Origin of the sequence: Oceanisphaera avium, assembly GCF_002157875.1 — a bacterium.
In the GTDB taxonomy this organism is placed as follows: domain Bacteria; phylum Pseudomonadota; class Gammaproteobacteria; order Enterobacterales; family Aeromonadaceae; genus Oceanimonas; species Oceanimonas avium.
Window position 1 is genome coordinate 1,852,650 of the sequence record NZ_CP021376.1, and the last position, 12,486, is coordinate 1,865,135.

11 protein-coding genes are annotated in these 12,486 nt (G+C 46.7%); 3 read left to right on the forward strand and 8 right to left on the reverse strand.

Translation table 11 applies throughout. The features are described from left to right. The first annotated feature begins 76 nt into the window (after positions 1-76). The 3 genes from CBP12_RS08550 (at position 77) to CBP12_RS08560 (ending at position 3,652) form a co-directional block, all read left to right on the forward strand. Positions 77-1,000, forward strand: a complete 924-nt coding sequence (locus tag CBP12_RS08550) for a hypothetical protein (RefSeq protein WP_198341777.1) — start codon at positions 77-79, stop codon at positions 998-1,000. Between the two features lie 193 nt (positions 1,001-1,193). Next, on the forward strand, positions 1,194-3,059 hold the full coding sequence (locus tag CBP12_RS08555; protein ID WP_086964060.1) for a SulP family inorganic anion transporter: 1,866 nt from the start codon (positions 1,194-1,196) through the stop codon (positions 3,057-3,059). A 101-nt stretch (positions 3,060-3,160) separates the two neighbouring features. Beyond that, positions 3,161-3,652 (forward strand): universal stress protein, encoded by a 492-nt coding sequence (locus CBP12_RS08560; RefSeq protein WP_086964061.1) that lies wholly within the window; start codon positions 3,161-3,163, stop codon positions 3,650-3,652. Positions 3,653-3,713: 61 nt separating this feature from the next. Here CBP12_RS08560 and CBP12_RS08565 read toward each other — a convergent pair whose 3' ends face one another. The 8 genes from CBP12_RS08565 to CBP12_RS08595 form a co-directional block, all read right to left on the reverse strand. After that, positions 3,714-4,457 carry a GntR family transcriptional regulator gene (locus CBP12_RS08565; protein WP_086964062.1) on the reverse strand — a complete coding sequence of 248 codons (744 nt, stop codon included), beginning with the start codon at positions 4,455-4,457 and terminating at the stop codon, positions 3,714-3,716. A gap of 192 nt (positions 4,458-4,649) precedes the next feature. After that, positions 4,650-4,967 (reverse strand): amidohydrolase family protein, encoded by a 318-nt coding sequence (locus CBP12_RS13745; RefSeq protein ID WP_232455198.1) that lies wholly within the window; start codon positions 4,965-4,967, stop codon positions 4,650-4,652. Beyond that, positions 4,877-5,956, reverse strand: a complete 1,080-nt coding sequence (gene guaD / locus CBP12_RS08570) for a guanine deaminase (protein ID WP_232455044.1) — start codon at positions 5,954-5,956, stop codon at positions 4,877-4,879. The genes CBP12_RS13745 and guaD overlap by 91 nt, the downstream gene beginning before the upstream one ends. A gap of 108 nt (positions 5,957-6,064) precedes the next feature. Continuing rightward, the gene (gene xdhC / locus CBP12_RS08575; protein WP_086964063.1) at positions 6,065-6,928 is read right to left on the reverse strand and encodes a xanthine dehydrogenase accessory protein XdhC; all 864 of its coding nucleotides are present in this window, start codon (positions 6,926-6,928) and stop codon (positions 6,065-6,067) included. 18 nt (positions 6,929-6,946) lie between these two features. Next, positions 6,947-9,325, reverse strand: coding sequence for a xanthine dehydrogenase molybdopterin binding subunit (gene xdhB, locus CBP12_RS08580; protein ID WP_086964064.1), 2,379 nt, complete (start codon positions 9,323-9,325; stop codon positions 6,947-6,949). Further along, entirely contained in the window at positions 9,318-10,763 is a 1,446-nt protein-coding gene (xdhA, locus tag CBP12_RS08585) for a xanthine dehydrogenase small subunit (RefSeq protein ID WP_086965488.1), read from the reverse strand. The genes xdhB and xdhA overlap by 8 nt, the downstream gene beginning before the upstream one ends. 338 nt (positions 10,764-11,101) lie before the next feature. Next, positions 11,102-11,722: a TetR/AcrR family transcriptional regulator gene (locus CBP12_RS08590; protein WP_086964065.1), complete on the reverse strand. Its 621-nt coding sequence runs from the start codon at positions 11,720-11,722 to the stop codon at positions 11,102-11,104. Positions 11,723-11,987: 265 nt separating this feature from the next. Next, positions 11,988-12,419: a GlcG/HbpS family heme-binding protein gene (locus CBP12_RS08595; protein WP_086964066.1), complete on the reverse strand. Its 432-nt coding sequence runs from the start codon at positions 12,417-12,419 to the stop codon at positions 11,988-11,990. Positions 12,420-12,486: the final 67 nt, after the last annotated feature.

Below are 12,486 nucleotides of genomic sequence, written 5' to 3' on the forward strand. Positions count from 1 at the left end.
CTCAGTTGAGAAAACGCCTAATCGTTTTGACTTTAGTGAAGTATTAGTCAGATTGCGAGCCGGTGAAAAATATCAGATGCAGCAGATTTGGGATCTTATCCATTTTGGTTACCCCGATGATATTTTTCCCGGCCACCCTAAGTTCGCAGAGCGCTTTCAGAATTTATGCCGCGCCTTTGCGCACTTTTATCAAGAATATAGCACTCAACCTTTATGGGTGGTGCCAATCAATGAAATCAGTTTTTTAGCTTGGCATGCAGGAGAAGCCAAGGGCACAGTGCCCTTTGCCACTAATAATGGCTGGGAGATTAAATACCACCTGTGCCAAGCCGCCATCCTTGGCATTGAAATATTAAAGGAAGAGATTCCTGATTGTAGAGTTATTTTAGTAGAGCCTCTTATCGCCATTCATGACAGTGAAACAAGTGACTCACAGCAAGTGTTTGAGGCAAACGAGCACCAATTTCAAGCCATGGACATGATAGCGGGCCGGCTTTGCCCAGAACTTAACGGCAAGGAGGAATATCTTGATATTCTTGGCTTAAATTATTACTGGAATTGCCAATGGCAGTTTGGTGGAGAAACACTTGTCTGGCCAGAGCTTGAGCCACGGCGTATTCCGCTACGTCACTTGCTTACTAAGGTGTATCAGCGTTATCAAAAGCCGATTTTTTTGTCGGAAACCGGGCACATTGGCGTTGGACGAGCACAATGGTTAAAAGAAGTGGCCACTGAATGTCGAGCGCTTCAAACGCAAGGCGTACCTTTTTATGGTATCTGTCTTTATCCAGTCGTAGATAGACCTAACTGGGATAATCTGCATGAATATCACGATTGCGGTATTTTTGATGTTGACCTCAATCTTAATAGACAGCCTCACTTTGAGCTCATTTCGAGTATTAAAAAAATCCAAGCTGCTATAACTACGTCTCTGGGCCAGCGTCACCCACCGTTAACGGCTCTTACTGGTATAAAACGTGAGCTTACCCCTCAGGACTAACCTGATGCACTGCTTATGTGATACTAAGCAGTGCATTTATTGTTAGTGGTTGTGTGGCTAGCTGATAACGCTTCTTTCTTCTCTTATTTTACTCTCATCCGCGACTAAATATGACATCTGACTCGAGTCCCTGTAACAGGCTGCAATAAGATATACTTAGCACAAGTCTTAAGCCAAAGGAGTGCCTGCTAAGATGTCAAACCCAGTGCCCCCATCTCGCAAAAAATGGACGCGATTTTTACCATTTTTACAATGGACGCCGCACGTTAATGGCGCCAGCTTACGAGCCGATGCGCAGGCTGGCCTAACTAACGCCATTATTGTCCTCCCCCAAGGCGTGGCTTATGCCTTAATTGCGGGTTTGCCTCCTGAATATGGCTTATATGCCGCCATAGTGCCGGCCATTATCGCCGCCCTTTTTGGCTCATCTTGGCATTTAATTTCTGGCCCTACGGCCGCCATGTCAATTGTGGTTTTTACTTCGGTCAGCCCGCTCGCCACACCCGGCACTGCTGAGTTTATTGCGCTCGCATTAACGCTCACCTTAATGAAAGGGGTATTTCAATTAGTGCTGGCCTCAGCCAGGCTGGGAGTATTAGTTAACTTCGTTTCGCACTCAGTAGTGATTGGTTTTACGGCCGGTGCGGCAGTTATCATAGTGGTTAGTCAGCTGCAAAATTTATTGGGTTTAACACTGCACACTAAAGGGACTTTTACGGATAATGGCTGGCAGGTATTACGCCATGTATCTGATGCCGATCTTAAGAGTTTAGCGGTGGGGCTCACTACCTTAATTGCGTGTGTGCTGATAAAAAAATTACTGCCACGTTGGCCTAATATGTTAATGGCGCTAGCGATTGCCAGTGGCTTGGCGTGGTTACTAGACCCTCGCCAAGAGCATATCGCCATGGTGGGAGCAATTCCCGCCAGCTTACCTCCTTTAAGCATGCCTGACTTAAGCTTTAGCAATATCAGTGCTTTGTCCTCTGGAGCGCTGGCTATTAGTTTGCTGGGGTTGGTTGAGGCCTCTTCTATCGCCCGCGCAATCGCCGCTCGCTCTCATCAGCGCTTAGATGATAACCAAGAGTTTATTGGCCAAGGTTTATCCAACGTAGTGGGCGCGTTTTTCTCTTGCTACGCTTCCTCAGGTTCTTTTACTCGCACCGGCGTTAACTTTACCTCAGGTGCGCGCACCCCGATGGCCGCCATTTTTGCTTCTTTGTTTTTACTGGTTATTTTACAGCTCTTTTCTGGCATAACAGCGTGGTTACCCATTCCTGCTATGGCCGGTCTGTTATTAGTAGTGGCCTGGAACCTCATTGACTTTCATCATATTAAACTAATAGTGCGTGCAGCTAAGTCTGAAGCCTCGGTATTAATTGTTACCTTTGCCGCCACTCTATTAGTGGCGCTAGAGTTTGCCATTTATGCGGGCGTGATTTTATCCTTAGTCTTTTACTTAAAGCGTACCTCTCATCCACGCATTGTCACCATTTTGCCCGTGCCTAATGCTAAATATCCGCAATTTACTAATGCTGATAAAAAACGCCTGCCCTATTGTCCGCAGCTGCGCATTATTCGCATTGAAGGCTCGCTCTTTTTTGGTGCTGTTAACCATGTTCAAGAATACTTACAAAGTGTGCGCGAGCCACGAGTGCTTATTGTGGGCAATGGCATGAACTTTGTGGATATGGTGGGGGCAGAAATGCTCTTACAAGAGGCCAATCGGCGCCGTGCCATTGGCGGCGACTTGTATCTGTGTAATGTAAAAAGAGGGGTGCTGCGCATGCTAAATCGCAATGGCATTCTTAAAGAGCTGGGTCGCGACCATCTATTTCATAATAAGGGGCAAGCCATTCATCGTATTTATGAACAACTCGATGCTCAGATATGCCAAACCTGTACCGCCAAAATCTTTCAAGAGTGTCATATAGCGCCTCCTGGCGCTAAAGGTCAGCCAATTACGCCACCGACCCCAGATAAACTCGCAGCTATGAGCGAGGCGATAACATACAAAAATTTAGCACCAGACAAGCCCGACTCAGTCCACATAAGTTAATGCTTTAGTGCAACTAATGCTGTTTGCACCATACTCATTTGTTATAGTCAATGCTCAGCACCGCGTGGCGTTATTTGGGTGTTTTCCCTAAGGATGTGTCTATGTTGCCAAAGATTGATAAAATTTTATATTGCACCGACTTATCAAAAAATGCGGTGTTTGCCTTTCGTTATGCGGTTTACCTTGCACAAAAAACCGGTGCCGATGTGCATATTTTAAGCGTATTAGAGCAACTCCCCAGTGATGAGCGCTTAACGTTACAGTCTTATATTTATAACCAAAGTAATAGCGTCGAGTTTTTGCACCAGCGCTTAAGCTTTTCTCAAGCGCAGTTGCAGCAACGCTTGAGCGATTTTTGGCAAAGCTTGCCTGTTGAAGAGCAAGGCTTAGCGCAAAAAGTGCTTAGTTGCGAAGTCGTGGAAGGGAATCCTAAACAAACAATTTTAGAACACGCCGATACTCTTAACTGCGACCTAATTGTGATGGGTGGCCATGAGAAAGGCTGGCTACAAGCGCTGTTAGGTAGTGTGGCGCGAGAAGTATTAAAAGACTCGCGTATTCCAACCCTTATTGTTCCCCAACCTAAAGAATAACCATAAAAAAATCGCCCCGATGAACACCTTCATCGGGGCAGCTTTTAACGATTACAAGTCGTTAGTTGGCTCTGACACTCGCGTGTTTTTTTACCACATCTGAAAACACTACATGTAAGTCGGTTGAAGCAGACTCAGTTTCTAAGTTCAACTTACCTTCAATATGATCCAGATGATCTTTCATCATAGCGACAGCTTGTGCGGGATCGCCCGCCTCAATAGCTTGCAGCAAAGCGTCATGCTCATTAAAAGAACATTGGGCTTGGTGCCCTACTTCGTACTGAGCAATAATCAAGGAAGTTTGCGACACTACGCTGCGCTGAAAATTCAGCAAGGGTAAGTTATTCGCCATTTGCGCGAGTTCAAGGTGAAACTCGCCTGATAAACGAATGCCGCTGCCAATATCACCGCGATCAAAAGCATCTTGCTCGGCTTGTACCATGGCACGAATACGGCGCAAACTTTGTGGTGTCGCGTTTTTAACCGCTAATTCAATCACTGCCAGCTCAACCACGCGGCGCGCAGCAAAAATTTGCTTTGCTTCTTCCACACTAGGCGCGGCCACCACAGCACCGCGGTTAGGACGAATGCTTACTACTTGCTCATGAGAAAGACGCAGTAAGGCGCGGCGAATAATAGTACGGCTGACCCCAAAAATCTCACCTAAGGCTTCTTCACTTAGTTTAGTGCCGGGTGCGAGGCGCTGTTCTAAAATGGCATCGAAGATATATTCGTAAACAATATCGTCTTGCGTATTTGAGCTCGACTTGACAGGTCTTGGCTCCAGTTGACTGAGTGAACTCATAATCTAGGTTTCCAGTTAGGCCGACCTTGCTCTGCATTAGCAGCGCTTAATGTTTGCCGGTTAGTTAAATATTTGTAACTACGTATACAATGTTACTGGTTTTTGTATTTTTCTACAGCCGAGATTGTCTAGATTGTGACTAAAGACAAAAAACGCCCGTTATTGGGCGTTTTTATGTGACTTAGCTTAAGCTTAAGCGGTTTTTTGATATTGGCGTTGTCCAAAAATATAGGTCTCGCTAATCGCGCGATCGTCTCCGAGCATCATCAGCACAAATAATTGCTCAAATAAATGCGTACTATTATTGATGCGGGCATCCATTAACGGTGTGGCATGTAAGTCGAGCACCAGAAAGTCAGCTTCTTTACCTACGCTTAAGTTACCTATTTTATCCTCTAAGCTAAGTGAACGGGCGCCACCTAGAGTAGCCAGATACAAAGCTTTAATAGGATGAAGTTTATGTTCTTGAAGTTGCTGGATTTTATAAGCCTCAGCAATGGTACGTAATATAGAAAAGCTGGTGCCCCGCCCACATCTGTGCCTAAGCCTACGCGAATGCCGTGCCCTTCTACTCGTGGCAAGTCTAATAAACCAGAGCCTAAGAATAGGTTTGAAGTAGGACAAAAAGAGATCACTGAGTCGGTGTCAGCCATACGCTGACATTCTGCCTCTTCTAAATGCACCGCATGGGCAAATACAGAGCGATGGCCTAGTAAATTAAAGTGGTCGTACACATCTAAATAGCCAGCACGCTCTGGAAACAAAGACTTTACCCACTCAATTTCTTGTTTGTTTTCCGATAAATGCGTTTGTAGATAGACATCGTCATATTCCTGCAGCAAACGTCCAGCCATGCTTAGTTGTGCTTCGGTACTGGTAGGAGCAAACCGTGGCGTGACGGCGTACAGTTGGCGGCCTTTTTTATGCCAGCGCTCAATTAAGGCTTTACTGTCGCTATAACTAGACTCAGGCGTGTCTAGCAGATAATCCGGACCGTTACGATCCATCATCACTTTACCGGCTATCATACGCATATTGCGCTTATGAGACTCAGTAAAGAAGGCCTCCACCGACGCTTTATGCACGGTACCAAACACCATGGCGGTAGTAGTACCGTTACGTAATAGTTCTTCTAAGAAGAAACTGGCGACCCGCTGAGCATGTTGGGGATCGCTAAATTTTCCTTCTTCAGGAAAAGTATAATTATTAAGCCAGTCTAATAATTGCTCACCATAGGAGGCAATCATTTCTGTTTGTGGAAAATGAATATGAGTATCAACAAAGCCGGCGGTAATCAGTTTATTACTAAACTCGGTAATGGCTGTGTGCGGTGCTAAGCGTGCCAATACTGCTTCGGCAGGACCAATGTCACTGATTATACCTTGGTCAACGACTAACAAACCGTCTTCGTAATAAGCATAACTGTCTTCTAATCCCACTTGGCTGGGGTCGCCTAAGCTATGTAAAATAGCGGCGCGATACGCGTGTAGTTGCGTCATAAGACGACTCCTGTCAATGCGCCCATCGGGCAGTCTTTATAGACTCCCGCACTGGGCGGGCGTTTAAATTAATGAGTAAGGGTTAAGTTAGAGATAAAAAATGGCAACTCAGCTAGAGACAGATAATGAGGGTGAAGCTAATTCCTTAGTATAAGTCGCAGCGACTTGCATGGCGGGCGCTGACGGCTGAGGCGCCACAAAGGTACCTTGGTAGACACTGATCAGCTGACCGGCGACTGAGACTGCAATTTCTGCCGGATGCTTACCCACCACACTGCTAATGCCTATGGGACATATCATTTGGCTTAAATCGCGGGCATTAAAGCCACGCTCACTGAGTTTATAGTCAAAGCGTTTGCGCTTAGTGGCAGAGCCAATTACGCCAAAATAGGCGGCGTCTTGGCGTTTTAGGATAGCGGCGCACAGTTCAAGATCTAATTGATGGTTATGAGTCATCACCAAATACATGCTAGCGGCAGGTTGGCTGGCAACTTCTCCTACTGGATCGTCGCTAACTAGTTGCGTAACACCGCTAAACTGCTCTGGTGGAAACTCAGCTTGGCGCTCATCTATCCACGTAATACGAAAAGGTAGCGTAGCCAAAATATGCACTAAGGCTTTAGCCACGTGCCCCGCGCCAAACAGCACTAAATGGTGGCGCGTGCGCACCACAGGCTCGAGCATAATACTGGCCATACCTCCGCAGCACTGGCCTAGGCTAGCGCCTAAGTTAAAGCGCTCTACTCGCATGGTTTGTTCGCCACTTAATAGCATATCGCGCGCCAGCTTCAGCGCTTTATACTCCAAATGGCCGCCGCCGATAGTGGCGTAGCAGGCATGCTCGGTCACTAACATCTTAGTGCCGCTATCGCGGGGGGTGGAGCCTTTATGCTCCACCACAGTGACCATGACACAGGGCTCACCTTTGCGCTCTAACTCCGCTAAGACTTGGATCCAGTTATCTTTAAACATAACTTTACCTCTGTAAGGTCAAAGCGACGAGGCGTGTTGTTCTTGCCACGCTTGTAATTGCTCTACCGCTAATAACACCCGCTCAGGTGTAGCGGGCGCATCAATATGGGGGTATTTTTTATAATCGCTAACACTCGCAATCGCATCTTTAAGCGCGCACCACACCGAGATGCCTAACATAAAGGGCGGCTCACCTACGGCTTTAGAGTGAAACACTGTGTCCTCAGGGTTTTTGCGGTTCTCGACCAACTTGGTACGAAAATCAATGGGCATATCGCTTATCGCCGGGATCTTATAGCCCGCCGGACCTTGGGTCATCAGCTTGCCTTTATCATTCCACACTAACTCTTCCGTGGTGAGCCAGCCGACCCCTTGCACGAAGGCGCCTTCTACTTGACCAATATCGATCGCCGGATTGAGTGAGTCACCCACGTCGTGCAAAATATCGGCGCGCAGTATCTTATATTCCCCTGTTAAGGTGTCGATAATCACTTCGGAGCAAGCAGCACCATAGGCAAAATAATAAAAAGGGGAGCCGGAGCCCGTGGCATGATCGTAGAAGATCTTAGGTGTGCGATAAAAGCCGGTACTCGATAATGAAATCTGATTGAAATAGGCCAGCTCAATAAACTCAGGAAAGCGCAAAACTTGGTCCCGGATCTTGACCATGCCATTTTTAAATAGCACTTCTTCCGGCGTTACTTGAAAATGCCCCGCCGCCCAATCAATTAGCCGCTGCTTAATGGTTCGAGCCGCATTTTGCGCCGCCTTGCCGTTAATATCAGTACCACTTGAGGCCGCAGTAGGCGAAGTATTAGGGACTTTATCGGTATTGGTAGCCGTGATCTGGACACGGTCTATTTCTACCTGAAACTCTTCAGCAACAATTTGCGCCACCTTAATATTTAAGCCTTGGCCCATCTCGGTGCCGCCATGGTTAAGGTGAATACTGCCATCGGTATACACGTGTACTAAGGCGCCGCCTTGGTTAAGGAAGCTAGCGGTAAAAGAAATGCCAAACTTGACCGGCGTCAGCGCCAAGCCTTTCTTCAAAATGGGGCTTTGCGCATTAAAGTCGCGGATCTCGTTGCGCCGTTTAGCATATTCACTGGACGCTTCTAACTCTGCCACCATCTCATGAATAATATTGTGCTCAACGGGCTGATGATAGTGCGTTACGTTGCGTTCATCTTGGCCGTAAAAGTTAATTTTACGGATCTCAAGCGGATCTTTACCTAGGTAGGAGGCGATCTCGTCCATCACATGTTCGATGGTCATCATCCCCTGGGGGCCACCAAAACCCCGATAAGCCGTATTTGAAGCGGTATTGGTTTTACATCTGTGCCCTACTACAGTGGCATCCCCTAAGTAGTAGGCATTATCCGAATGAAACATGGCACGATCGACAATCGATGAAGATAAATCCGGCGAATAACCACAGTTGCCCGCCACGATAATATCCGTGGCTTGAATACGCCCAGTATCATCAAAACCCACTTTATATTGGTTATAAAAAGGGTGGCGCTTACCAGTCATATTCATATCTTCCATACGCGGCAAGCGGATCTTAGTAGGACGCCCAGTCAGATGGGCTGCCACCGCCGCCATACACGCCGGGCCCGCAGCCTGGGTCTCTTTACCGCCAAAACCCCCACCCATACGGCGCATATCTACTACTACCTTATGCATGCTTACGCCTAGCACGCTGGCTACTAGCTTTTGAATTTCTGTGGGGTGCTGGCTAGAGGTAAACACCATCATGCCGCCATCTTCAGTGGGCACTACCGAGCTAATTTGTGTTTCTAGATAAAAATGCTCTTGACCGCCAATATGTAAGCTACCTTCAATCACGTGCTTAGCATTGGCTAAGCCTGCTGCCGAGTCACCGCGCTGTTGCTTATGGCTTTCGGTCACAAAGTGGCGTTTAGCTAGCGCTTCTTCAACACATAAAATCGGCGTTAAGTCTTCATATTCCACAATGGCTAACATAGCGGCTTTACGTGCTGTGGTTAAATCTTTAGCCGCTACCGCAAACATCGGCTGACCGACATACTCGACCACACCATCGGCAAACAGCGGATCGCCCGGTAAAATGGCACCAATATCTAGCTTACCTGGCACATCCTCGGCGGTGATCACTAAAGTCACCCCTTCTACTTCATAGCAAGGGCTAACATCTAGCTTGGTAATACGGGCATGAGCTCGTTCCGACATACGAGCATAAAGATGCAGCTGATTGGGAAATTCCAGGCGATCATCTATGTATTGCGCCTCGCCTGCCACCTGTTTGGCGGCACTGTCATGGGGCACAGATTTACCGACGCCGGTTTGCAGGTTTTGCTTTACTTGCTCCATCATCTGTTCGATGGTCAAAGTATGTGGTGTGGTTTTAGACATAAGACGTCACCCTAGTTTCCAGTTGCAGACTTTGTTGCTCCAGAAAGTATTTGTAGAGCAGATTAGTAGCTGTTTTAGTACGATATTCTTTACTCGCTCTAAAATCAGACAGCGGCTCAAAATCATTGGCCAAGGCAGCCATGGCTGTTTTTACCGTTGCTAAGTTCCACGGCTGATTAAGTAGCGCTTGCTCACAAGCTGCGGCTCGTTTAGGGATTGCCGCCATGCCACCAAAGGCAATACGCGCTTGGGAGATGGTGGCATTGGTAATAGTGAGGTTAAAGGCACCACATACCGCAGAAATATCGTCATCTAAGCGTTTAGACAGCTTATAGACTTTAAAATACTGATCCGCTTGGGGCTTAGGAATAATGATTTTTTCAATAAACTCACTGCTTTGTTGCGCCGTTTTTTTATAATCGATGAAATACTCTGCAATCGGTAGCTCGCGGCGAGTTTCACCTTGGCGTAATACTAAGCGCGCATTTAGCGCAATTAACACCGGCGGTGCATCACCAATCGGCGATGCATTACCTATGTTGCCGCCAAGCGTACCTTGATTGCGAATTTGCAACGACGCAAAGCGCTCTAACAATTCACCCATATCCGGGAATACCCGACTTAGCGCTTCATAGCTATCACTTAAACTGCGGGCTGCGCCTATAATGAGCTGCGTATCATCTTCTTCTAGTTGCTTAAGCTCAGCCACATTACCTACATAAATCATGGTAGGTAATTCACGATAAAACTGGGTCACTTGCAGCGCTAAATCGGTGCCGCCTGCAAGTAATTGCGCATCTGGGTGTTCAACTAACAGCTGTGCTAACTGGTCACTAGACACCGGTGAGAAGCACACCTTATCGTTTCCGTTAAGGGTAACTAAGGTGTCGGTTTCTATCGTATCAAGCTTGGCTAATATCTCTTTTTCATAACGTGAGAACTGATCAACTAACTGCGGCTGCTCAGCAATGGTCTTGGCAGCATCGACAATTGGGCGATAACCCGTGCAGCGGCACAAGTTACCTGCGAGTGCTTCATAGATATCATGCTGCTTAGCGCTGGGCTTATTTTTGCTAAGGGCAAACATTGACATAATAAAGCCAGGCGTACAAAAGCCACATTGTGAGCCGTGAAAATCCACCATGGCCTGCTGTACCGGATGTAGGCTGCCATCTTTCTCTTTTAGATCCTCTACTGTGAGTAGCTGTTTGCCATGTAAGGTAGACACGAAAGTAAGGCAAGAATTAACAGTTTGGTAGCGGATATGCTCGCCTTCGCGCTCTCCCAAGACCACGGTGCAAGCACCACAGTCACCTGAGCCACAGCCTTCTTTAGTGCCGGTTTTACCGACGCGCGTGCGTAAATAATTAAGCACCGTCATATTGGGCGACAGGTCACTTTCCTCTCGCAATTCTTGGTTAAGTAGGAACTTAATCAAGCTAACCTCCTCAAGCATAAACACGGCACACCTAAGTTGGCGGCACAGCAATAATATCTTCATGTGTAATTAAAATAAAAGCTGACCAATTAGTCAATATAAATTTTACTTTTTGGTAACTTTAATAGAGATATAATCTGATGGGTAACAGTTAACATAGTAAAATCATGAGGTTAGATAAGGAAGGAATAAGATGGGTATTTTTAACGTTTTAGTTACAACAACGACTAACGGCTAAGCCATCACCTAATGATAGTCGCTACCTGAATAAATAACTTATCTGCCACTGTGCTACACCCAGTGGCAGATAGCGCTTAGCGACGCTCATCCGTACTTGATTAAGAATTAGGTAAGGACTTTACGGCGCAGCCGGTAATCACCATGCGTGTAATTAGCTCGGCAGCACGCTCAAAGTCGGTATCCTCTAACTCTTCTTTACCGAGTGCTTGAGTAATTTGCCAATTAAAATCGGCATAAGTTTGAGTCGCAGACCAAATAGCAAACAGTAAATGATGGGCATCTATGTCTGCCATTAAGTCTCTTGCTATCCAATCTTTTAGCTTGCTGCTTAAGGTGCGAGTTTGCTCGGCAAGCTGGGCTATGATGTCGGCAGGGAGATGGGGAGCGCCATGCATAATTTCATTAGCAAACACCTTAGAGGCATAAGGGTAGTGTTTGGAAATACTCAGCTTAGATTTAATGTAGCCCGTCAGTGCCTCTACCGGATCTTGATATTCAATAAAAGGAGCAGAAGCCGCTAACAAGGGCTCAACCACGCTCTCTAGCACGGCGCGATACAGCTTTTCTTTGCTACCAAAATAATAATAAATATTAGGTTTGGGTAATTGGGCAAGCTCAGCAATAGCTGCCGTTTTAGTGGCAGCATAACCGTGCTCGGCAAAGACTCGGCTGGCCGCTTTTATAATAATCTCTTCGTTCTTGGCTCTGATCCGAGACATAGGTTGAACTCCTTATTTTTCGCCCGCTATTATAAGTAAGTTTACGCACATTAGAGCGCGATTGTTTTAAAAAACAAAAAAGCGCCCAATAATATGGACGCTTATCATTATTAATAGCAGTGAGGGGGCAATAAAGTTTCGTCTAATAAAACGGGGTTATTGTTACCCACTCCTGTTTTCGACTAATACATCACATTAGTAATTCACGCTGATAACCACTTAAGCTGCCTTGCCGCCGTGCTTATCAACGCCAATAAATACTGACTTATTTACAATCAGCAACTAATTCTGCTAGTTCTACGCCCGCTACCGCGCAAATTTCATCTACATCTGGCGTATCGCCGCTAATACCCACTGCACCAATAATATTATTTTGGGCATCGCGGATCAGCACGCCACCGGGCGCGGGAATAATATGTCCTTGCGCCATCACATTAACCGCACTCATAAAAGTAGGACGTGCTTCGGCGACTTCAGCTAAACCACGCGAGCTACGCCCAAGTGCCACCGCACCCCATGCCTTGCCCTTAGCAATGTCAGGGCGTAGCAGGCTGGCACCGTCTTGGCGCTGTATGGACACTACATAGCCGGCACTATCGAGTACCGCAACGGTTAAGGGTGCGGCAGAAATCTCTGCCGCACGGGCTAGTGCGCCACGGGTGATGGTTAAGGCTTGATCAAGTGTAACTGTACTCATTGTTAAGACTCCCTGTCGATTTTAGTGTTAGTCGAAGATATGAATGAATTTAATGGGGCACTAATAA